The following is a 24,531-nucleotide window of genomic DNA, read 5'->3' as shown; positions in this document are numbered from 1 at the left end:
GAAGAAATGTGGAAAAGTGGAAAGTGCTTATTGCCGATGATGAGGAGATTATTCGTGAAGGGATAAGAGAAGCGGTAAACTGGGATGAGTTTCAGATGGAAGTGGTGGCGGAGGCAGAGGATGGAGAAGAGGCGTTGAAACTTGCATTAAAACACGGCATCCATGTATTATTAGTCGATTTAAGCATGCCCATTATGGATGGAATTACATTGATGAAACATATACGACAAAAGCTTCCTGATTGTAGAATGATTGTGATTACAGGACATGATGAGTTTGCCTACGCGCAGGAGGCGCTTCGTCTGCAGGTTGATGACTATATTTTAAAACCAACCAATCCAAAACAATTACATGAGGTAATAAGCAAAGTGAAGCAAGAATTAGAACGGGAAAGGGAACAAAAAAGATATGTAGAATTACTATCGAGCCAAATTCAGAAAAACCTTCCTCTTCTTCGACAACAATTTTGTTTGGCATGGGTCGCCGGAGAGATGACAGAGACGGAAATCATGAAGCAATTACAATTGTTGCAACTCCCGTCCTCTTGTCCTAATCAGGTAGCAATCGTGTATTGGTCGGAATTTTTCGCGAACCAACCCGTTATGAGTGAAAGAGATAAACAGCTGTTTTTATTTGCGATCGAAAATATCATTTCAGAATTATTGGATGTTTATGAAAAAGTAGTATTCCGGGATCAATTTGGATTAATTGTCTTATGTATCTGGGGTCGTGTTACCGAAGAAATGTGGACGCAATTAGAGGAATCCGTCAAAAAATATTTGAACGTGAAAGTAAATATATATACAGAGACCGTGAAGGGAAGCCTTACGCAAGTGGCCGATGCCTACCAGCAATGTAAAACGAGGATTTATAATGAATCACATATTTCTCCCATCGTGCGCCGGGCAAAGCAGTATATACAAGAACATTTTTCCGAGCCCGATTTGACATTAGAGTCTGTTGCCCAGTCTTTAAATGTTTCCCCCGTTTACTTGAGCCGCATCATCAAACAAGAATTAGGCACCTCGTTTGTCAGCTTATTAACCAAAACACGTATAAAAAAAGCGATCGAACTATTGACTTCTACGGATCTTTCCATTCATGAAATATCTGAACGGGTAGGTTACGATACACAACATTATTTTAGTACGGCCTTTAAAAAAGTGGTAGGAGTTTCACCTAATCAATACCGCAAAAGAGTGTTATTACCGGACAGTATGCGAAAACATCATTTATAAACGGATACATTTTGTGACAGAGCTATCCCCTAAACAATGGGATAGTTCTTAATTTATGGTAATGAAAACGCTTTAATAAAGTTAATTTTTTATAAAAATAGTTAACATATTAAAAAGACTATGAATTTTTCTTGATGCTATATTGAAAGTAACAATAAAAAATATACGTACAAATTTAATAAAGGGGGATTAAGAAAAGTATGAAGAGATTTTTATCCGTACTGGTGTTATTGACACTTGTATTTGCCCTATCCGCATGTAGTGGCATAGGAACAAATGGTGGAGATGCTGGATTTGTCGGAATATCGATGCCAACTAAGTCATCGGAACGATGGATTCGAGATGGGGAAAGCATGGTAAAAGAATTTAAGAAACTTGGCTATAAAACCGATTTGCAATATGCCGAGGATGTGGTAGAAAACCAAGTATCTCAGATTGAAAATATGATTACTAAAGGGGTAAATGTGTTAGTTATTGCACCGATTGACGGGGAAGCATTAACAGATGTATTAGAAAAAGCGCATAAACAGGGAATCAAAGTCATTTCCTACGACCGCTTGATTAAAAATAGCAAGTATGTAGACTATTATGCTACTTTCGATAATTTTAAAGTAGGCGTGTTGCAAGGAAAATACATCGAAGAGAAACTCGGTCTTAAAGAAGGAAAAGGGCCATTTAATATTGAGTTGTTTGCTGGATCTCCTGATGATAACAACGCGTATTTCTTCTTTAACGGAGCGATGTCCGTACTAAAACCTTATATTGATTCTGGAAAGTTAGTGGTGCGAAGTGGACAAACGAAATTTGACCAAGTGGCTACGCTACGCTGGGATGGTGCTACTGCCCAAGCGAGAATGGACAACTTGTTAAGCGCTCATTATACGAACGCGCGAGTAGATGCCGTCTTGTCTCCATATGATGGAATTAGTATCGGGATTATCTCTTCTCTTAAAGGGGTAGGATACGGAACTCCTAGCAAACCGATGCCCGTCATTACCGGTCAAGATGCGGAGTTAGCTTCCGTAAAATCGATTATCGCTGGTGAACAAACACAAACGGTATTTAAGGATACAAGACTATTGGCGAAAAAAGCGGTGGAAATGGCCGATGCGGTTCTCAAAGGCAAAAAACCGGAAGTGAACGATACGAAAACATATAACAACGGTGTGAAAGTCGTTCCATCGTATTTATTGGAACCGGTTTCAGTGGATGCTTCCAATTATGAAAAAGTGCTCATCGATAGCGGCTATTATAAAAAAGAAGATCTTTCTAAATAAAGGTGACCGGATATAGTGATAGTTTCTAATACTATCACTATATCTATTCCTCACTATGGGAGGTGTGAAGGAGCATGTCTGAATTCATTCTAGAAATGAGAGGAATTACCAAAGAGTTCCCCGGTGTGAAAGCGCTCGACAATGTGAATTTAAAGGTAAGAGAAGGGGAAATTCACGCGCTTTGCGGAGAAAATGGTGCAGGAAAGTCTACATTAATGAAAGTATTGAGCGGTGTCTATCCTTATGGTACGTATAGCGGGGAGATTTTGTTCAAGGGAGAGGTATGTAAGTTTAAAAATATTAAACAGAGCGAAGAACTAGGAATAGTTATCATTCATCAAGAGTTAGCATTAATTCCTTATTTGTCGATAGCCGAAAACATATTTTTGGGAAATGAGAGAGCAAAAAAAGGAATTATTAATTGGAATGAAACGATTGTTAAAACAAAAGAATTGCTACAAAAAGTAGGATTAGATGAGTCTCCGCACACATTAGTAGGGAATCTTGGAGTCGGTAAGCAGCAATTGGTCGAAATCGCCAAAGCGTTATCTAAAGAAGTAAAATTATTAATTTTAGACGAGCCGACAGCGGCTTTAAATGAGGATGATAGTGAAAATTTATTAAATTTGTTATTAGAATTCAAAAAGCAGGGAATGTCTGCTATTATCATTTCCCATAAGCTAAATGAAATTTCGAAAGTAGCCGACTCCATTACGATTTTACGGGATGGGAAGACGATTGAAACATTGGATATGAAAAGGGACAATGTGACAGAAGACCGCATTATTCGGGGCATGGTTGGCCGTGATTTAACGAACCGATATCCGGTGCGAAACCCAAAAATTGGTGACGTTATCTTTGAAGTGAAAGACTGGAATGTTTATCATCCTCTTCACTCAGAACGAAAAGTCATTGACAATGTATCTATTTATATCCGCAAGGGGGAAATTGTCGGCATTGCTGGATTGATGGGAGCGGGAAGAACCGAGCTGGCGATGAGTGTTTTTGGAAAGTCGTACGGCAGAAAAATTAGTGGAAAAGTGTTCAAAAACGGCTCGGAAATTGATGTTAGCGACGTCAGCAAAGCGATCGCCAACGGGATTGCTTATGTCTCAGAAGACCGCAAAGGAAATGGTCTCATCTTAATGGAAGACATTCGGAAAAACATCACACTATCTCGATTAGGTAAAATCGCAAAGAAATTCGTTGTTGATGAAAATAAAGAAATCATAGAAGCGGAACGATTCCGTGACCAATTGAAAATTAAAACTCCAAGCGTCTTCCAAAAAACTGAAGCATTAAGCGGGGGAAACCAACAAAAAGTGGTGTTAAGCAAATGGATTTTCGCCGAGCCTGATATTCTCATTTTGGATGAACCAACGCGAGGAATCGACGTTGGGGCGAAGTATGAGATTTATACCATTATTCATCAACTAGCAGAAGAAGGAAAGGCCATTTTAATGATTTCGTCCGAATTGCCAGAAATTCTTGGCATGTGTGATCGCATTTATGTAATGAGTGAAGGCAGAATCACAGGGGAAGTAAATAGAGATGAAGCAACTCAAGAAAAGCTGATGAAATTAATGACAAAAACGACAGTTAGGAGGGTAGTGTAACATGCAAACACCGGTACAGAAGGCAATTCAACATCGTTCAACGGCAAACGAAAGCAAAATACAGCTCTTGAAACAAATGATGAAAAATAACATGAGAAGTTATGGCATGGTGATTGCACTAGTACTGATCATGCTATTATTCCAAATTTTAACTGGAGGAATTTTGTTAAGACCGTTAAACATCACGAACTTAATCTTGCAAAATAGCTATATTTTAGTATTAGCGATAGGCATGATGTTAGTCATTATTACCGGGCATATTGATTTATCGGTAGGATCGGTTGCCGCATTTGTCGGGGCGCTTGCGGGAATTTTAATGGTTCAACACCATGTTCCGATGTTTGTAACGGTTCTGATTTCCTTGCTGCTTGGGGCTTTGATTGGGGCATGGCAAGGGTTTTGGGTCGCTTATGTAAAAATTCCGGCCTTTATTGTTACGCTAGCGGGAATGTTGCTATTTAGAGGATTTACGATGATCATTTTGGAAGGTCAATCGATCGCGCCTTTTCCGAAATCATTTCAAAATATTAGTTCCGGTTTTCTTCCTGACTTGTTCCATGGACAGAATCTCCATATTTTCACTCTTGTCATCGGTTTGATTGCGTCCATACTATTTATAGGGTCTGAAATTAGAAAAAGAAACAATCAGAAACAATACGGCTTTACTATTAGTCCCGCTGCTGTTTTTGGAGCAAAATTAATAGTGATTGTGGCGATCATTATGGCATTTTCTTATGTTCTTGCCACATACGAGGGGATTCCAACGATCTTGATTATTTTAGCTATGCTCATTATCGCGTACTCATTCGTCGCTAATAAAACCGTAATAGGCCGACATATTTATGCCATTGGTGGAAACGAAAAAGCGGCACAATTATCTGGAATTAAAACCAAACGTGTGACATTTTGGGTATTTGTCAATATGGGCGTGTTGGCGGCATTGTCTGGTTTGATTTTCGCGGCTCGCTTAAATGCAGCGACACCGAAAGCAGGGAATTTGTTTGAACTTGATGCGATTGCAGCTTGCTTTATCGGTGGAGCGTCTGCCTACGGTGGAGTTGGTACAATTAGTGGAGCGATTATCGGCGGACTTGTAATGGGGGTAATAAACAATGGGATGTCCTTGCTTGGTCTGGGAATCGATTGGCAGCAAGCAATTAAAGGATTAGTATTATTAGTTGCAGTAGCATTTGACATTTATAATAAAAACAAGGCTGCTTAGCCTTTGTACGAGCGGAATTGAAAGGACCAAGATCAACGTTGTCTTGGTCCTCTTTTTGCGATAAATATAATATATACGTACAAATAAAAATTGTTATAATAAATTTGCTTTAATATTATTTTTAACTTGAGGTGAACTATGAAAGAGAAAGCAATGCCGAAATATCTGCAGCTAAAACAGGAAATTTTATCTTGGATTCTTTCTGGAAAACTGCATCCGGATGAAAAAATACCGACAGAGCACGAAATAGCGAATCAATTTCAATTAAGCCGCCATACGGTTCGGCAGGCGTTAGGAGAATTGGAGAAAGAAGGATGGCTTTATAAAATTCAAGGAAGTGGTACGTTTGTTTCTAGGCCGAAACAAAGCGATAAAGTTAGTATCAAAACAGTAGGGATACTAACGACGTATATTTCTGATTATATTTTCCCGCACATTGTTCGTGGAGCGGAAGAAACACTTCGCGAAAAGGGATACCGTCTATTATTAGCTAGCACGGATAATAACAAAGAAAGGGAACGCGCACATTTAGAAGCGATGATTCATCAACCGTTAAGCGGCTTGATTATCGAGCCGACAAAAAGTGCGCAAGGGAATCCTAACTTAGAGTATTATTTAGCGTTAAATAATCTCCATATCCCTTATGTTATGATTAATGAACGATACTTAGAAATGAGTTGTCCGTGCGTCAAAATGGATGACGAAGGCGGCGGATTCTTACTTACCGATCACTTAATTCGTTTAGGTCATCACCGGATTGCGGGATTTTTTAAAACGGACGATTTACAGGGAGTAAACCGATTAAAAGGGTTTATCCGTGCTCATCAGGAACATGGCGTAGCGCTTGCGACGAATCATCTTGTTTCTTATACAACTGAAGAAAAGGAGTCAAAACCATTAGAAATAGCGCGCGTCTTTTTACAACAACAGGAAGGAGAAAGACCGACGGCGTTTGTTTGTTATAACGACGAATTAGCGATTAAATTACTCGATGTGATTAGACAACAAGGGCTGACCGTTCCAGATGATATTTCTGTGGTGGGATTTGACGATTCTACATTTGCTACGGCGACAGAAGTCAAATTAACAACCATTCGTCACCCGAAAGTGGAAATGGGGGTACAAGCAGCAGAAATGCTAATCCAGATGATTGAAAAGCAAAACGAGGGGAGCATCAATGATATTATTTATCAACCTGAACTAATTGTCCGAGAGTCAACAAAAAAAATATAAAAAAATGTTCAAACAATAAAAAAGTTATGGAAAAATTGTACGTACAAAATTATAATGGAGGTGAGGGAATCTTTTTATAGGGAGTGGAGGAGATGCTTGAAGAACTAAAACAAGTTGTTTTGGAAGCCAACTTACAGCTCCCCAAATACCAATTAGTGACATTTACATGGGGAAACGTCAGTGGTATCGATCGGGAAAAAGGTCTTGTGGTTATAAAACCTAGCGGGGTAGAATATGGCAAGTTGACAAGAGACGATATGGTTGTAGTTGATTTGGAAGGGAATGTGGTGGAGGGGTATCTAAAACCGTCTTCAGATACTCCGACACACTTATTATTGTATAAGGAGTTCCCACAGATTGGAGGAGTTGTACACACACATTCACCGTGGGCGACGGTTTGGGCACAAGCAGGGAAAGGAATACCTGCATTAGGGACGACTCATGCCGATTACTTTTATGGAGAAATTCCGTGTACCCGCAAGATGACGGATGCAGAAATTCAAGGAGCTTATGAAGAGGAGACGGGAAAAGTAATTGTCGAAACTTTCCGTCTTCTAGACCCTATGCAAATGCCAGGAGTATTGGTCTACGGCCACGGTCCATTTGCTTGGGGGAAAAATCCGTATGACGCTGTTCACAATGCGGTTGTTTTAGAAGAAGTGGCAAAGTTAGCAGCAAGAACCTATTATCTTAATCCTTCGGTCGAGCCTATTGACCAATCATTACTGGACCGCCATTATTTTAGAAAACATGGTGCTAATGCCTATTATGGACAATGAGAGGGGGAGCAAACATGACGAAGAAATATGTGATTGGAATCGACTATGGAACGGAATCCGGTCGTGCCGTACTTGTCGATTTGGAAGGAAACGAAATCGCTGATCATGTCACTCCATATTCTCACGGAGTCATCGATGAGGTGCTTCCGGAATCAAACGTAAAATTGGAGCCGGATTGGGCATTGCAGCATCCGGGAGATTATATCGAAGTATTAGCAACTGCAGTTCCGTCTGTATTGAAAAAATCGGGAGTTAATCCTGCTGATGTAATTGGAATTGGGATTGATTTCACTGCTTGTACGATGCTTCCGGTTGACGCTTCAGGTGAACCTCTTTGTTTTCGAGAAGATTTAAAAAATCATCCACACAGCTGGGTGAAGTTATGGAAACATCATGCTGCACAAGATGAGGCGAATTTAATTAATGAAATCGCCGCAAAAAGAGGCGAAGCGTTTTTGCCACGATATGGCGGCAAAATTTCGTCTGAATGGATGATTGCGAAAATTTGGCAAATTCTAAATGAGGCGCCGGAGATTTATGAGAAAACAGATCTTTTCCTTGAGGCTACTGATTGGGTCGTCTTTAAAATGACAGGTAATATTGTTCGCAATAGTTGTACTGCTGGTTATAAGTCGATTTGGCATAAGCAAGAAGGCTATCCAAGTAAAGAATTCTTTCGAGCATTAGATCCGCGTTTGGAAAATTTAACAGAAACAAAATTGCGCGGTGACATTGTGCCTCTTGGTACCAAAGCAGGCGTACTTACGGAAGAAATGGCAGCGATGATGGGGCTACTGCCTGGAACAGCTGTTGCTGTAGGAAATGTAGATGCGCACGCGGCCGTGCCTGGAGTAGGAGTGGTAGAGCCAGGAAAATTAGTGATGGCAATGGGAACGTCGATTTGCCACATGCTGTTAGGAACAGAGGAGAAATATGTGGAAGGAATGTGTGGTGTCGTAGAAGACGGGATTATTCCGGGATATTTTGGATATGAAGCAGGTCAATCGGCGGTTGGTGATATTTTTGCGTGGTATGTTGAACATGGAGTTCCAGCCTACGTGAAAGAAGCAGCTGAAAAAGAAGGAGTAAGCGTTCATCAATGGTTGGAAAAAAGAGCTGCTGCGTATAAACCAGGAGAAACAGGATTGCTTGCACTTGATTGGTGGAACGGCAACCGTTCTGTGTTGGTTGATACAGATTTAACAGGGCTAATCATCGGGTATACGTTACTAACAAAACCGGAAGAAATTTACCGAGCATTACTCGAAGCCACTGCATTTGGGACTCGGAAAATTATCGATGCTTTTGTTGAAAGCGGTGTCAAAGTTGAGGAATTATATGCTTGTGGTGGACTTCCACAAAAAAATAAATTATTGATGCAAATTTATGCAGATGTGACAAATCGTGAAATTAAAGTAGCGGCTTCCAAGCAAACTCCTGCAGTTGGCGCGGCGATGTTCGCCGCTGTGGCAGCTGGAAAAGAGAACGGAGGATATGAATCGATTGTTGAAGCCGCCAAAAAAATGGGGAAAGTCCGTGATGAAACATTTAAGCCGATACCAGAAAACGTGAAGATTTATGAACAATTATATCAAGAATACACAAAATTACATGATTATTTTGGGCGTGGAGAAAACGATGTGATGAAACGACTCAAATTTATTAAAGAGAATGCCAAATCGAAAGAATCATTAAACGTCTAATTCATTGTAAGTGATGAGGAGGAAACATGATGTTACAATTGCGACCATACGAATTTTGGTTTGTTACCGGAAGCCAACACTTATACGGGGAAGAAACATTGAAACAAGTAGAGGAGCATTCTAGAGTCATTGTGGAAGGATTAAATCGCGATTCTATTATTCCGTTTAAACTAGTTTTTAAACCAGTTGTAACCACTCCTGAGGGGATTCGGAAGCTTTGTATAGAAGCCAATGCGAATGATGAATGTGCAGGAATCATTACATGGATGCATACGTTTTCTCCTGCAAAAATGTGGATCGGAGGTCTTTCCGAATTAAGAAAACCGTTATTGCATCTTCATACACAATTTAATCGTGATATTCCATGGGACAGCATTGATATGGATTTTATGAATCTGAACCAGTCTGCTCATGGCGACAGAGAATACGGATTTATCGGGGCCAGAATGGGGATTGCCCGGAAAGTGGTAGTCGGTCATTGGGAAGATCCAGATGTTCGTGAGCGACTAGGAAGATGGATGCGTACTGCTGTTGCTTTTACCGAAAGCCGGAATTTAAAAGTAGCTCGTTTTGGAGACAATATGCGAGAAGTAGCCGTTACGGAAGGAGACAAAGTAGAGGCTCAAATTAAGTTTGGCTGGTCAGTGAATGGTTATGGAATCGGAGATTTGGTGCAATATATAAAAGATGTACCGGAACAAAAAGTAAACGAACTTTTCGATGAATATGCAGAATTGTACGATATTGTTCCAGAAGGCTTTCATGAAGGTCCAGTACGCGAATCGATTCGTGAACAAGCCCGGATTGAACTTGGATTGAAAGCATTTTTAGAAGAAAGGAATTTTACAGCGTTTACGACTACGTTTGAGGATTTGCACGGAATGAAGCAGCTTCCTGGGCTCGCGGTACAGCGGTTAATGGCAGAAGGATACGGATTTGGCGGAGAAGGAGATTGGAAGACTGCCGCGCTTGTTCGCATGATGAAAATCATGGCGGACGGAAAAGGAACGTCGTTTATGGAAGATTATACGTATCATTTTGAACCTGGAAATGAAATGATTCTTGGTGCTCATATGCTAGAAGTATGTCCAACGATTGCGGCAACCCGACCAAGAATTGAAGTTCATCCTTTGTCTATTGGCGGAAAAGAGGATCCGGCTCGTCTTGTTTTTGATGGAGACGCAGGTGAGGCCGTTAATGCTTCGCTAATTGATTTAGGGCATCGCTTCCGTCTTGTCGTAAATGAAGTGGATGCAGTAAAACCAGAAAAAGAAATGCCGAAACTTCCAGTAGCAAGAATTTTATGGAAACCGCGCCCATCGCTTCGTGATTCGGCAGAAGCGTGGATTTTGGCGGGAGGCGCTCATCATACGTGCTTCTCCTTTGCAGTGACAACGGAGCAGCTGCAAGATTGGGCAGAAATGGTTGGTATCGAATGTGTAGTAATTAATGAGAATACATCTCCATACTCGATTCGCAATGAGTTAAGATGGAATGAAATGGTATGGAGAAATCGATAAAAAATAGAAAACATACGAAGACATGGACAACATCAGTTTTATCCATGTCTTTTCTTTTTATATAGTATATGGATGGTTCTTGTAGAAACGATGTCTGCAGAAGGAGGGGAATGCCATTTCATACATCATCACAAAAAATGGATCTGACGCCAATCTCCCCTTTGGCAGAAATTGATAATCTCCCTTCTATTGTCGCGAAGCGCTAAGTGAAATAACCTAATGTGGTTGAAAGAAAGAAGTAATTTCAGTTGATGTTGGTAAGAATAACCGATAGTAATAGAAAAGGAGAATTGCAACAAGGTATTTGAAGAAAGATGAGGGCTTTTCAGCGGAACAAAACAGAACAAATTTTTATAAAAATGAAAAATTCTAAAAATTCTTATTGAAAAAACCATGACAAATGTTAAAATTTAATTAGAGTTATACGTACAATTTGTATCAAAAATAAATTAATGCATAAATTGTTATGACAAATTTTATGTTATTGTTATTTGTTTGTACAATATAGTCACTTAACAAAGTTATTTTTTACAGGAGCTATGGTAGCATCTATTAGCTGATTTAGGAATTGGAAGTTTACGAAGGGTTGGGAAAAATTAAAAACAGATAACATCTTTATGGGTCAGCTCTCATCCTATCTGAATAATAAAGAAAATCCTCTTTTACACAGGTGAACCTCACTTATTATAGGGTTGATATGCTGATATATAGGGGTTATTTATTGCTGAGAAAGGAGGGGATTGAATTATTTTGTTTAAGCGTTTTCATACTTGCTATAAGCAATTATTTTAAAAAGGGGATGGGAATATGAAGAGGTTGATGATGTTGCTATTTACATTGACAATGACAGTGTCCTTACTGTTAAGTGGATGCTCCAGTGAAGCGAGTGACTCCGGTCAATCCGGAAAAAGTTCTGATGGTGCTACTAAATTAACTCTTTGGACATTTGTAGAGCAGCATGCTAAATTCTACAAATACATGGCTGATGAATGGAACAAAAAGCATCCCGACAAAAAAATTGAATTACAAGCTACTACTTATCCTTATGACGATATGCATAATAAGCTATTATTATCCTTGCAGTCTGGAGTAGGGGCGCCGGATATCGCAGATATTGAAATTTCCCGTTTTTCCAACTTTTTGAAAGGTAAGCCTCAACTGGTAGAATTAAATGATATTGTGGAACCAGTTAAAGATAAAATCGTTCAATCTAGATTAAATATCTATTCAAAAGACGGAAAATATTACGGCATCGATTTTCATGTAGGCGCCACCGTTATTTACTATAACAAAGAATTATTAGGTAAAGCTGGTGTAGATCCCAATAAAATTATAACATGGGAAGATTTCAAAGAAGCAGGCAAAAAAGTTGTCAGTGCAACAGGGAAGCCGATGATTACTATTGAAACTAACGATTTATGGAGCTACTGGCCATTAATTGTGCAGCAAGGTTCTGACTTCTATGGCAAAGATGGCAATGTTACTTTGGATAATGAAATTAATGTAAAGACGTTAGAGTTTTTAAAACAGTTATTAGACGAAAAGATTGCTAAAGCAGCTCCTGGAGGAGGTCATCACACAGAAGAATATTATGGCTTTATGAACAAAGGAGGAGCTGCATCCGTTGTAATGCCAATGTGGTATATGGGAAGATTCACAGATTATATGCCTGATCTAAAAGGAAAAATGATTATTCGCCCTATGCCACGTTGGACAGCTGATGGTAATCGTTCCGCTGGTATGGGCGGGACTGGAACGGCTATTACGAATCAATGTAAAAATGTAAAGCTCGCGAAGGAATTTTTAGCATTTGCGAAACTGTCTAGAGAGGGAAATATTCAAATTTGGAAACAGCTTGGATTTGACCCAATACGTTGGGATGTTTGGGATGATCCGGCATTAAAAGAGCCGAATAAATATACTGAATATTTCGGTAAAGATATTTTTAATACCCTAATGAGTGTGAAAAACGAGATTAACTCACCGACAATTACAGAAAATACTCCGAAGATGAATCAACTTGTTGTGCAATCCGTTCTTTACAAGGTGTTAAAGGAAGGGAGTCTGTCGCCTAAGCAGGCGCTAAAGAACGTGGCAAAAGAGATGAAAAAACAATAATTTTCGAGATGGTAAGGAAGGTTCGAACGACACGTAGTCGTTTTAACCTTCCAAAATCACCCATTTGCTCGATATAAGGGGGAAGTATAATGGAGAATTATCATTTGAATTATTCAATAAATACGCAACCAGTACCCCAAAAGAAGAAAATACGCAGGAATATTTTATTTTCTCAAAAAATAGCTCCATATATTTTTGTATCTCCGTTCATTATTTCATTTTTAGTCTTTTTTCTTTATCCTTCTATTTCGACGATTATCATGAGTTTTCAAGAGGTTTTGCCCGGCGAGACAAGGTTTATCGGATTGCAAAATTATAAGAAACTATTAAATCCGCATTTTTACGCGGCGTTGCGCAATACAACGATTTATACCATTTGGACATTAATAATTCTGATTCCACTGCCCCTAGTATTAGCTGTGATATTAAACTCCAAGGTTATACCAGGGCGTAACTTTTTTCGTTCTGCGTATTTTATACCGGCGTTAACGTCTACTATTGTGGTTGGCGTAATATTCCGGTTGATCTTCGGGGAATTGGAGTCCTCTCCAGCAAATATGTTAATGAAAGCATTAGGGCTACATGCTCAACAATGGACAATGCATTGGGGAACAGGGATGTTTTTGATGGTATTTTTAGCATCTTGGAAGTGGCTAGGTGTTAACATTTTATATTTTCTTTCAGGATTACAAAATATACCGAAGGAACTTTATGAATCGGCCGAAATGGATGGAGCAGGGGTGTTTACAAAATTTTTTAGGATTACACTTCCGCTTTTGAAACCAGTGACAATTTATGTGTTAACCATCAGTATTTTTGGTGGATTCCGCATGTATGAGGAAAGTTTTGTATTTTGGCAAAACCAGTCTCCTGGCGATATCGGACTTACCTTGGTAGGTTATATTTATCAGGAAGGGTTTATGAACAATGATATGGGGTTTGGATCTGCCATTGGGATTGTATTGTTGGCTATTGTATTAGTTATTAACTTGATTCAGCTTAAGTTTACAGGGGCGTTTAAAAAGGAGGGGTGAACAATGGAATCAATGGCAAGACCAAATACGGCCGTAAAGATCATCCTTGTATTAATGTTACTTTTTATTGCTGTTATTGCATTATTTCCTTTCTTTGCTCTTTTATTAGCATCATTTAAACCATCTACTGAATTATTGCGATATGGTTTAAACCTCAAGCTGCAAGCGCATTTATTATCGTTTAAAAATTATATTTACCTTTTTCAAGAAGGAGCCAAATATCTTATTTGGTATAAAAATAGCTTAGTAATTACGATAGTAGGAACCATATTATCGTTATTCTTTTCTTCAATGGTTGGATACGCATTAGCAGTTTATGATTTTAAAGGTAAGAATGTTGTTTTTATTCTTGTCTTGGCTGTGATGATGATTCCTATGGAGATTTTAATGTTACCATTATACAAGCTAATGGTTTCTTTTAAAATGATTAATACGTATTGGGGAGTAATTGTTCCCATTATGGTAGCCCCAGTAGCAATATTCTTCTTTCGCCAATATGCTTTAGGATTACCGAAAGAATTGCTGGATGCCGCTAGAATCGATGGATGTTCCGAATTTAGAATTTTTTTTAATATTATGGTTCCATTAATGAAACCTGCTTTTGGGGCAATGGCGATTTTACAAGCGATGGGTTACTGGAATAGCTTTTTATGGCCAACCGTTATTCTTCGCACAGAAGATATGTTCACATTGCCAATCGGTCTATCAGGATTATTAACTCCTTACGGAAATAACTACGATATTTTAATTTCGGGTTCTTTGCTAACGATTCTTCCAATTATTATTTTATTTATTTTCTTCCAGCGCTATTTTATTTCAGGTTTAACCGTTGGAGGAGTAAAAGGATAATATTATTAAGCGAAAGGATGAAAACCATGAACACAAAAAAAGCCAAAATGATTGTCGAAAAAGATTTCAGAATTGCGGAAATCGATAAGCGGATTTATGGCTCATTTATAGAGCATCTTGGCCGTGCGGTATATGGAGGAATTTACGAACCAGGTCATCCGCAAGCGGATGAAAGAGGATTTCGAAGAGATGTTATCGAATTGGTAAAAGAGCTGCAGGTTCCATTAATTCGTTATCCAGGAGGAAACTTTGTTTCCGGGTATAACTGGGAAGATGGGGTAGGTCCGAAAGAAAAGCGACCGCGGCGTTTGGAGTTAGCGTGGAAATCAATTGAAACAAATGAAATCGGTGTCAATGAATTCGTGGAGTGGGCGAAACTTGTCAATGCTGAAGTCAATATGGCGGTTAACTTAGGAACACGCGGCATTGATGCTGCCCGCAATTTAGTCGAATATTGCAACCATCCATCAGGTTCGTATTATAGTGATTTACGTATTTCCCACGGCTACAAAGAACCGCATAAGATTAAAACGTGGTGTTTAGGAAATGAAATGGATGGTCCATGGCAAATCGGCCATAAGACTGCAGTAGAATATGGGCGCATTGCCTGCGAAGCGGCAAAGGTCATGAAATGGGTCGATCCAACGATTGAGCTTGTCGTTTGTGGAAGTTCCCACCGCAACATGCCAACCTTTGCGGAATGGGAGGCAACAGTGCTTGATCATACGTATGAACATGTAGAATACATTTCGTTACATCAATATTATGGGAATCGTGATAATGATACAGCGAATTATCTAGCTCTTACATTAGAAATGGACGATTTTATTCGTTCTGTGGTTGCAATTGCAGACTATATTAAAGCGAAAAAGCGCAGTAAAAAAACACTTTATCTTTCTTTTGATGAGTGGAATGTTTGGTATCATTCCAACGAAGCGGATAAGTTAATCGAGCCTTGGACGATTGCCCCTCCTTTATTGGAAGATATTTATAACTTTGAAGATGCATTATTAGTTGGATGCATGTTGATTACATTGATGAAACATGCCGATCGTGTGAAAATTGCTTGTTTAGCGCAATTGGTGAACGTAATTGCACCAATCATGACGGAGAAAAATGGCCCGGCTTGGAAACAAACCATTTACTATCCATTTATGCATGCATCCGTGTATGGCAGAGGTGTAGCCTTACATCCAGTGATCTCTAGCCCGAAATATGACAGCAAAGACTTTACCGATGTTCCTTATTTGGAGGCAATCGCTGTTTATAATGAAGAAAACGAGGAATTTACGATTTTTGCGGTCAACCGTGACTTGGAAGATGCACTGTTGTTAGAATGTGATATCCGTAATTTCGATGGATATCAAGTGATCGAACATATTATTTTAGAGCATGAGAACGTAAAACAAACAAATTCGGCAACCCATTCCCCTGTTGTTCCACACAGCAATGGAAATGCCCATCTATCAGATGGAAAAGTGGTAGCCCAGTTGCCAAAACTATCGTGGAATGTGATTCGTTTGGCTAAGAAATAAGCGGAAGCAGGCTGGTCTAATTAAGTTATGAATGGGACCAGCCTATCCCTTTGATGTAAATATGTAAAATAATATAAGAAAAAAGGAGAAAAATTTATGGAACAAAAGGTTCGTTGGGGAATATTAAGTACAGCCGCTATTGCTAGAGAAACGATGATTCCGGCTATTCAACGTGCTAACAATGCAGAAGTGGTGGCAATTGCTAGCAGTAGCGGAAAAGCAAGTAGTATCGCCAAAGAATTAGGAATTCCTATTTCATATGAGAGCTATGACCAGTTGTTAGATGATCCAAATGTGGATGCTGTTTACATACCGCTTCCTAACAGCATGCATGTGGAGTGGACGATTAAAGCAGCAAATAAACAAAAACACGTTCTTTGCGAAAAGCCAGCTGCGTTGTGTGAAGCGGATGTAAGAAAAATGGTCGAAGCATGTAAACAAAATAACGTGTTTTTTATGGAAGCGTTTATGTATCAGTTTCACCCTCAGCATCAGAGAGTGAAAGACATTATTTCCTCAGGGGAAATAGGAGATATCAAATGCATGCGCGCTAGTTTTTCGTTTTATCTTCACGATCGGGAAACTAACATTAGAATGAACGCACAGATGGGCGGAGGAAGTTTATTTGACGTAGGATGTTATTGTGTCCATTCGATTCGCAATTTATTAGATTCAGAGCCTGTGGAATTGTTTGTTCAATCTAATTACGATGAACATCACTCTATTGATATGACCACTAGCGGGTGGATGAAAATGAAAAACGGAGTTCATGCATTGTTTGATTGCAGTTTTGAAATGTTTCCGCAAAATAAATATGAAATGATTGGGACAAAGGGAAAAGTAGAAGTGTCCCGAGCATACCGTCCGGATGTACATGGGGGAAATGGAATTATTACCGTTACGACCGATAGTGGGGAAACTCGGAAAGAAGTCGTTTTCGGCGACCAATACGTATTAGAGATGGAACATGCTTCCCGCTGCATTCTTGAAGATGTAGAGCCGCTTTATTCAGGCGACAATATGATTCAACAGGCGCGAGTGTTGGAAGCATGCTATACATCTGTGAAAACAGGAAATGTTGTACGACTTTAGGTATTCTCATCATGCTGATGAAAATACAAAGCCTTTCTGATTGGTTTGAAAAAGGGGGATGAGCAGAATGAAAGTCATTCCAGAAAAATGGGCAGAAATCAACCAACAGCCGGTAATATCTTTCACACTGATCAATGATCATGGAATCGAAATTACCTGTATGAATTATGGCTGCATTATTACAAAAATCATTGCACCTGACAAAAATGGAAACTATGAAAATATAGTGTTGGGTTTTAACCGTTTTGAACCGTACTTAACGAATTCCCCTTATTTTGGCGCAGTCATTGGGCGAGTGGCTGGGCGAATTCAGGGAGCCAGCTTTGAATTAGACGGGAAAATATACCGGTTGTGTAAAAACGAAAACAATAACCATTTACATGGCGGAATCAAAGGATTTCATCATGTACTTTGGGACGCGGAGATAGTGGAAAAAGACGAGGAAATAGGTGTTCGCTTCTCCTATACAAGCCCTGATGGAGAAGAGGGATATCCAGGTGCTGTCCACGTTCAAGTAACCTATCTATTAAATAAAGAAAACGAACTAATTATTTCTTATCATGCCCATTCCGATAAAAATACGTTATTGAACTTAACAAACCATACGTATTTTAATTTAAGCGGCAATATAAAAAGGGATATTTTAGATCATGAATTAAAAATAAAAAGCGATCGGTTTTTAGAGTTAGATCAGGAATTGATTCCAACAGGGGCCATTTTGGATGTAACGAATACTCCTTTTGATTTACGCCAAGGAAAAAAAATAAAAGATGGAATTATGACCAATCATTCGCAAATTGAGCTGGTTGGGCAAGGATATGATCATCCGTTTGTGCTGAATACGCACCATGATGAAGAAATTGTCTTGCAAGATCCCGAAAGCGGACGTACATTGACGATCGAAACAGATGAAGTAGGAGTAGTAGTATACACAGGAAATCAACTGCAATCAGGAATGGATATTTACGGTGTACCATCACGAAAATATTTAGGAATTTGTTTAGAAACACAAGGGCTGCCCGACGCTGTTCATCATCCTCATTTTCCTTCTTATGTATTACAGGCAAATCAGAACTATTCATCGGTAACCAAGTACAAATTTGGTGTTTTGAAATCATAAATATAGTCATAAATATAGTCACAAAAGTTTCTTTCAGAAGGGGCAAGGGAGAACAGGTGCTACAAGAAATTGAGGCGGTTATTATTGACTTAGATGGTACTATGTTTAAAGGAAAAAGATTGATTCCTAAAGCAGACGATGCGGTTGCGTACTTGCGCTCTCTTGGCAAGCGAATCGCGTTTGTTAGTAATCGTGGCAACATATCACAGAGAATGTGCTACGAGTGGCTAAAGAAATGGAGAATTAGTGTACGGAAAGAAGAAATTATTTTGTCATCTACAGTTACGGCAGAATTTCTGTACGTACATTATCCGTTTTGCAAAGTATGGACATTAGGAGATGATGGATTACAGGAAGAGCTTCAACGTTATCATGTTCGATTGGCAAAAAAACCGGAAGAAGCGGATTTTCTGGTTATAACACTACATGAAAGAATGACATACGATGATTTAAATTTAGCGTTTCAAGCTGTGCAGCACGGAGCGAGAATCATTGCGACACATGCAGATAAAACATTTCCGAATGAGAACGGAAATGCCATAGATGTGGTAGGAATGATTGGAGCGATTGAAGCAACAACAGGACGAAAAGTGGAACTTATTTTAGGTAAACCTTCTTGTTTTATGGCGGAAGCTGCTTTGCGTTATTTGCAAGTAAGCCCGCCAAAGTGCCTGATTATTGGCGACAGTATTGAAACGGATATTCGGATGGGGCGTATGCACGGAATGAAAACAGCACTTGTCTTGACGGGAAATACAAAGAAAAAACATCTCGATTCGTTATTAGAGAAGGAGCTCCCCGACTATATTATTGATTCGATTTACGATATCGTTCGATTTGGGGAGGAAATAGTGCAATGAATCGAACATTAATAGAAATTAAGGCTCTTTCTAAACAATGTCACTGTGGGAACGACCATAATGACATCCCAATTGAAACCATTATGATCAGCGATGATGCTTTACAACAAGTAGTTATATACTTGCAAAGAAAAAGATATCAAACAGTTGCTTTAATTGTAGACCAACATACATTTGAAGCAGCTGGACGACAGTTGAGCGCATTATTGCAAGGGGAACAGATTCATCATACTACTTGTTTCATTCAGCCAGATGAAAATGGTGATGTTATAGCAGATGAAGCGTCCATTGTACAAGCGCTTTTGGAGGTTCCTCATGATGTTGATGCAATATTAGCGGTTGGATCCGGAACGATTCATGATATTACACGCTTTTGCAGCTATAAAATGAAAGTTCCGTTTATTTCCGTGCCAACAGCTCCATCTGTCGACGGATTTACCTCTATGGGCGCGCCATTAATTATCCGAGGAGTAAAAAAGACTATTCAAGCACAGGCGCCTATTGCTGTATTTGCGGATATTAGTGTATTAAAACAGGCGCCTAAACAGATGATCGCAGCAGGATTTGGGGATATGATAGCCAAATACACTTCGCTTATTGACTGGCGTTTTGGCCATCTTGTTGCTGGCGAGCCATATTGTCCGCTGGTTGATAAGATTACTCAAGAGTCGTTGCAGGAATGCGTCAACAATATCGAGAAAATCGCTGCTGCGGAAGAAGAAGGAGTGCAGATTTTAATGAACGCACTTCTTCAATCGGGAATAGCGATGCTGATAATGGGACAATCATATCCAGCATCTGGTGGAGAACACCATCTATCTCATTATTGGGAAATGGAATTTTTGCGTAGGAAAAAGCCACAAGTGCTTCACGGAACTAAAGTAGGGGTTTCCACATCATTAATTGCTGAAGTATATACCAATCATTTTTTAATCCTCTTAAATGATTTACGAGAAAATAAAGCATTATTAGGCAACAAGACTATAGAACTGTTGGAGAGAAACAGACAAAAAATAAAAGAATGGTTTGGGTCGCTGCCATCTCCATCGGAACTGCGCTTAATGATGGAAAGAGTAGGAGGTGCTTGCACTCCAGAACAGCTTGGGATAGATCAAGAATTGGTTGATAGAAGCCTTAAAGAAGCATATCATTTACGTGATAGATTTACTATATTACGTTTTCTAAATGAGTTTGTTAAATAGTGGAGTTAGTATTATGAGGGAATTCCATATTTGGAATTCCCTTTAAATCTGTTTTTTCTGTCTTTTTAGATATAATTATAATATTACGATAAAACGGAATATGAATCACTGCTTAGGTTTGTGGCCCATACTATTATTTGTCCCTTTATTATGTAAGAAACATCGTTCATGAAAGCAAACAATCATGCTATGGGGGGATAAAGATATTGAAGAAGAGATTATATAAATTTAATACGCTTCGTAACCAAATATTAATTGTTTTTGTATTTGTAATGATCATGGTGCTATGTTTGGTAGGAATGATGACCTTTCATTCAGTTTCTACGTTGCTGAAAAACAACGCCGAGAAGCAGATCGAGCAGACGGCGATGCATGCCAACGGACGTTTAGAAGCTCTCTATCAACAAATCGATACATTAACAAAACAGGTGGCCACTAATATATACGTACAACAGCTGCTTTTGAAAATAGCTAACGGTTACTCTCCCGGATTCAGGGAAAAGCAGGGGCTAATGCATATTGTAAATACGTTTCAGGCGTATTCTGATGGAATTCATTCTCTTGAACTTTATACGAATAACTACAAAAAAATATTTCCATTAGATGAAGAGGATTTAGGTGACCGAATAGGTATAAAATGGATTAAACAAGCTTCCGAGGCAAAGGGAAAAATGGTCTGGGTTGGCCGTGATCCGAAGGCTCCGGGATATTTTCTAGCTTTGCGGCAAATTCGCCTAATGGAACGATGGTTTTCCCCAGGCGGTTATTTATTAGTTCGCATAAATCGGGATTATTTTCAATTTAGTGATTATTTTTATCCATCTAAAGGAAAAAAAGGATATATGCTTCTTATTGATTCCAATTCAAATCCAATTTTTTTAAACTACAAAGGGGATTTCCGCCAACTTCTTCATGCCAAACAACCTATGATTCGAAAAGATGGGGAAGAATATTTAGTGGTAAAACAATTATCTAATTTAACTGGATGGACGCTTGTAATTGTAACTCCCGTGAAGACGCTTACCGAAGGGGTGTCGATCCTTAAAAATGCGATTATCCTTTCCGGAACGATAGGTTTCTTTATTTTTTTGATATTTTCTTTCTCTCTCTCTACAATGATTACTCAGCCGATTTTGAGATTAACGAGAATCATGCAACGTGGCAGAAACGGCGAGTTAAGGACAAGCCCGCCGATTTCATCAACGGTTGAAATTAATGAGTTGAATGAAACATATAATGCGTTAGTAGAAAATATTAAACACTTAATTCAAGTAGTTTATGAAAAAGAATTGGTTCGCAGCCGCGCAGAGTTGAAAGCTCTGCAGGCGCAAATAAATCCTCACTTTCTTTTTAATACGCTTGACGCCCTTTATTGGTCCCTTGTAGAAAAGGAAGAAGAAGAATTATCGCAATTTGTCCTTAATATGTCTCAATTATTTCGCTACACTATAAGTAGCTCAAAAAATGACGAATGGGTAACGCTTCGCGAAGAAATAGAACATATTAGACGTTACATGGAAATCATGAAATTAAGATGGGGAGATCGTCTGATATGGGATATAGTAGTCCCGGCGCGATGTTTAGATATCCGGATACCAAAACTGTTAATCCAGCCGCTAGTGGAAAATGCCGTTTTGCATGGGATTGGAAATAAGATGGAACAAGGTTCTGTGTTGGTCACTGTAGAGGAATCTGATCATTCCAATGAGTTAATTATTAAAGTAATAGACGATGGTGTTGGAATGGATGAAAAAACTCTACAGGAAATAGAACAGTTGTTAAATAAAAAGGAGTTTCCAACATTTAAAGGAAGCAGGATGGCCATTGCCAATGTAAATAGGAGACTGCAGCTTTATTATGGGGAAGATAGAAAAGTGGTCATTCAAAGTGAGTTGGGCAAAGGCACATGCATATCTTTCAAAATTCCCAAAAGCGGGGGATTCGATGATGAATTTTCGGACTATTTTGATTGTTGATGACGAACCACGAGCACGACAAGGATTAAAGAAAACTTTAGAGTCCTGGTCAGCGGGGAAACATGAAATTTTTTGTGCGGCAAATGGGGAAGAGGCGATCAACATGATGAATCAGCGAACGATCCATTTGTTAATCACAGATATTCGCATGCCTGAAATGACTGGTTTAAAACTAATCAAGTCAATAGAGAAGCAGAAAAGCAAACCGGTTGTGATTATCATATCCGCTTATTCTGAATTCGAATACGCGCAAGAAGCTATTACGTTAGGTGTAGTGAATTATCTTTTAAAACCGATAGATAAACATAAACTTATTCATGCAGTGGAGCAAGCGATAAAGATTTGGGAAGAGCGTCAGAAAGCGGCGGTAGTGGAGAAAATGATTGATAACCGGGTAATCAATATCCAAGAAGGAACGCGTTCTCAAGTCGTTAAAGAAGCAATACAGTTTATTCATGAAAATCTAAATAGACCATTTAGTTTACGTGAAGTATCATCATTCGTACATTTAAACCCTAGTTATTTCAGCACTTTGTTTAAAGAGGAAACAAACATGACTTTTAGCGAATATGTAACAAGATGTAGACTGCAAAAAGCAAAAAGCTTATTAATTACAACAGATTTAAGTATTGCAGAGATCGCAGAAGAAGTAGGGTATCAGACCGCAAAATACTTTATCAAATTGTTTAAAGAGTTTGAAGGAATAACCCCTTACCAGTTTAGAAAAGAGAATCTAAAAAAAGTAGAATTTTAGCCAACCATCGTTACCTTAATCCCCTCGCTTTTACAATGCTATAATTGCATTGTAGCAAAAACCAAGGGGGGATTGGATTTGTCAAAGAAAGCGTATTCATTATTTTGCGTGATGGTCATTGCTTTTGCACTTGTGTTAACAGGCTGCTCCAGTTCAACAAATGGAAATCCATCTTCGTCCGAATCGGGAAAAAAAGTAACGATTACATTTATGCACCTTTGGCCTGCGGGAAGTTCGAAGCAGCAAAACATGATTGTGAATGAAATTATTAAAGAGTTTGAAAAGCAAAATCCAAATGTTACGGTTAAACAGGAAGTTTTAGAAAATGAACAATATAAAAATAAACTAAAAATACTTGCTTCTTCCAATGAACTTCCTGATGTAGGAATGACTTGGGCTGCAGGATTTTTAGAGCCTTATGTAAAAGGAAATTTATTTGCGCCGCTAGATGATATCTTGAATTCCGGGCTGAAAGATAAGTTTGTTTCGGGAACAACTGAAGCATATGCTGTTAACAATAAAACGTATGCGCTTCCATTAGAATTAAATATCACTCCTATTTACTACAACAAAAAAATCTTTTCCAAGTACCATTTAGAGCCACCTCAAACATATGAAGATTTTAAAAATATTGTTCAAACGCTTGTTAAAAATGGTGTAGCACCGATTGCGCTTGGAAATAAAGATCGCTGGACAGGATCATTGTGGTACATGTATCTGGCTGATCGAATTGGTGGAGCAGATACGTTGAAAAATGCGATTAATCGTAAAGGCTCTTTTGAAGACCCAAGTTTAATCAAAGCAGCGGAAGAAGTTCAAAAATTAGTAAAAATGAAAGCGTTTATTAAAGGATTTAATGGATTATCTAACGATGAAGCAAAATCAGAATTTATGAATGAAAAAGCCGCTATGTACTTAATGGGAACATGGGAATTGCCCAACTTTACTACTAATGAGGAAGTACCAAAAGAGTTTAGAGACAAAGTCGGTTTCTTTAAATTCCCTGTAGTTGATGGTGGAAAAGGAGATGTAAATAGCTGGGTTGGTGGTCCTGGAGTTGGATTGTTCGTTTCTGAAAACTCTAAAGTCAAAAAAGAGGCAAAAGAATTTGTGAAATTCTTTATTGAAAAGTGGGGAGAGCAATCTGTCACAAAAGCTGGGGTTATTCCTGCAACAAAAGTCGATACGGCAAATATCCATTTACCACAGCTATACATCGATGTACTCAGCGAGCTAAATAAAGCTAGCAACATCACATTGTTTGCCGATGTGCAAATGAATCCGGAAGCAGCACAGACTCACTTGAATTTAATTCAATCATTGTTTGGAGAAGAGGTTACACCTAAGGACTTCGTAAAACAGCATGAAGAAGTACTTGCAAAGACACAATAAAGAAAATCTGA

Annotated in this window: 19 protein-coding genes; all 19 read left to right on the top strand. The window is 38.9% G+C overall.

Annotated features, from left to right (window positions below):
• Window positions 1-8 precede the first annotated feature (8 nt).
• The 19 genes from GCA01S_RS09555 (at window position 9) to GCA01S_RS09465 (ending at window position 24,520) form a co-directional block, all read left to right on the top strand.
• On the top strand, window positions 9-1,238 hold the full coding sequence (locus tag GCA01S_RS09555; RefSeq protein WP_042409380.1) for a response regulator transcription factor: 1,230 nt from the start codon (window positions 9-11) through the stop codon (window positions 1,236-1,238).
• Window positions 1,239-1,438: 200 nt separating this feature from the next.
• Window positions 1,439-2,515, top strand: a complete 1,077-nt coding sequence (chvE, locus tag GCA01S_RS09550) for a multiple monosaccharide ABC transporter substrate-binding protein (protein WP_017434300.1) — start codon at window positions 1,439-1,441, stop codon at window positions 2,513-2,515.
• 74 nt (window positions 2,516-2,589) lie between these two features.
• On the top strand, window positions 2,590-4,131 hold the full coding sequence (gene mmsA, locus GCA01S_RS09545) for a multiple monosaccharide ABC transporter ATP-binding protein (RefSeq protein ID WP_042409376.1): 1,542 nt from the start codon (window positions 2,590-2,592) through the stop codon (window positions 4,129-4,131).
• A 1-nt stretch (window position 4,132) separates the two neighbouring features.
• Complete coding sequence (gene mmsB / locus GCA01S_RS09540) at window positions 4,133-5,353, top strand: multiple monosaccharide ABC transporter permease (protein WP_042409373.1); 1,221 nt, start codon at window positions 4,133-4,135, stop codon at window positions 5,351-5,353.
• Window positions 5,354-5,491: 138 nt separating this feature from the next.
• Window positions 5,492-6,586, top strand: a complete 1,095-nt coding sequence (locus GCA01S_RS09535) for a GntR family transcriptional regulator (RefSeq protein WP_042409370.1) — start codon at window positions 5,492-5,494, stop codon at window positions 6,584-6,586.
• Window positions 6,587-6,678: 92 nt separating this feature from the next.
• Complete coding sequence (gene araD, locus GCA01S_RS09530) at window positions 6,679-7,365, top strand: L-ribulose-5-phosphate 4-epimerase (RefSeq protein ID WP_017434296.1); 687 nt, start codon at window positions 6,679-6,681, stop codon at window positions 7,363-7,365.
• 14 nt (window positions 7,366-7,379) lie between these two features.
• The gene (locus GCA01S_RS09525) at window positions 7,380-9,068 is read left to right on the top strand and encodes a ribulokinase (protein WP_017434295.1); all 1,689 of its coding nucleotides are present in this window, start codon (window positions 7,380-7,382) and stop codon (window positions 9,066-9,068) included.
• Between the two features lie 29 nt (window positions 9,069-9,097).
• Window positions 9,098-10,588 (top strand): L-arabinose isomerase, encoded by a 1,491-nt coding sequence (araA, locus tag GCA01S_RS09520; RefSeq protein ID WP_042409369.1) that lies wholly within the window; start codon window positions 9,098-9,100, stop codon window positions 10,586-10,588.
• Between the two features lie 807 nt (window positions 10,589-11,395).
• Entirely contained in the window at window positions 11,396-12,706 is a 1,311-nt protein-coding gene (locus tag GCA01S_RS09515; RefSeq protein WP_042409367.1) for an ABC transporter substrate-binding protein, read from the top strand.
• A gap of 89 nt (window positions 12,707-12,795) precedes the next feature.
• The gene (locus tag GCA01S_RS09510) at window positions 12,796-13,740 is read left to right on the top strand and encodes a carbohydrate ABC transporter permease (RefSeq protein WP_017434292.1); all 945 of its coding nucleotides are present in this window, start codon (window positions 12,796-12,798) and stop codon (window positions 13,738-13,740) included.
• Between the two features lie 12 nt (window positions 13,741-13,752).
• On the top strand, window positions 13,753-14,589 hold the full coding sequence (locus GCA01S_RS09505; protein ID WP_026078374.1) for a carbohydrate ABC transporter permease: 837 nt from the start codon (window positions 13,753-13,755) through the stop codon (window positions 14,587-14,589).
• Between the two features lie 26 nt (window positions 14,590-14,615).
• Window positions 14,616-16,124, top strand: a complete 1,509-nt coding sequence (gene arfA, locus GCA01S_RS09500) for an arabinosylfuranosidase ArfA (protein WP_017434290.1) — start codon at window positions 14,616-14,618, stop codon at window positions 16,122-16,124.
• Between the two features lie 96 nt (window positions 16,125-16,220).
• Window positions 16,221-17,216, top strand: a complete 996-nt coding sequence (locus GCA01S_RS09495) for a Gfo/Idh/MocA family protein (RefSeq protein ID WP_042409364.1) — start codon at window positions 16,221-16,223, stop codon at window positions 17,214-17,216.
• Window positions 17,217-17,283: 67 nt separating this feature from the next.
• Window positions 17,284-18,336 carry an aldose epimerase family protein gene (locus GCA01S_RS09490; RefSeq protein WP_042409362.1) on the top strand — a complete coding sequence of 351 codons (1,053 nt, stop codon included), beginning with the start codon at window positions 17,284-17,286 and terminating at the stop codon, window positions 18,334-18,336.
• 56 nt (window positions 18,337-18,392) lie between these two features.
• Window positions 18,393-19,196 (top strand): HAD-IIA family hydrolase, encoded by an 804-nt coding sequence (locus GCA01S_RS09485; RefSeq protein ID WP_071997945.1) that lies wholly within the window; start codon window positions 18,393-18,395, stop codon window positions 19,194-19,196.
• Window positions 19,193-20,398: a sn-glycerol-1-phosphate dehydrogenase gene (locus GCA01S_RS09480; RefSeq protein WP_042409357.1), complete on the top strand. Its 1,206-nt coding sequence runs from the start codon at window positions 19,193-19,195 to the stop codon at window positions 20,396-20,398. Before GCA01S_RS09485 ends, GCA01S_RS09480 begins: the two co-directional genes overlap by 4 nt.
• 368 nt (window positions 20,399-20,766) lie before the next feature.
• Window positions 20,767-22,374 carry a sensor histidine kinase gene (locus GCA01S_RS09475; RefSeq protein ID WP_244379919.1) on the top strand — a complete coding sequence of 536 codons (1,608 nt, stop codon included), beginning with the start codon at window positions 20,767-20,769 and terminating at the stop codon, window positions 22,372-22,374.
• The gene (locus tag GCA01S_RS09470; protein WP_042409350.1) at window positions 22,346-23,128 is read left to right on the top strand and encodes a response regulator transcription factor; all 783 of its coding nucleotides are present in this window, start codon (window positions 22,346-22,348) and stop codon (window positions 23,126-23,128) included. The genes GCA01S_RS09475 and GCA01S_RS09470 overlap by 29 nt, the downstream gene beginning before the upstream one ends.
• 78 nt (window positions 23,129-23,206) lie before the next feature.
• On the top strand, window positions 23,207-24,520 hold the full coding sequence (locus tag GCA01S_RS09465) for an extracellular solute-binding protein (protein WP_042409346.1): 1,314 nt from the start codon (window positions 23,207-23,209) through the stop codon (window positions 24,518-24,520).
• The last annotated feature ends 11 nt before the right edge of the window (window positions 24,521-24,531 follow it).

Source organism: Parageobacillus caldoxylosilyticus NBRC 107762 (assembly GCF_000632715.1).
Taxonomy (GTDB): domain Bacteria; phylum Bacillota; class Bacilli; order Bacillales; family Anoxybacillaceae; genus Saccharococcus; species Saccharococcus caldoxylosilyticus.
Note: the sequence above shows the minus strand (reverse complement) of the source record. Positions and strands in the feature narration are given on the sequence as shown.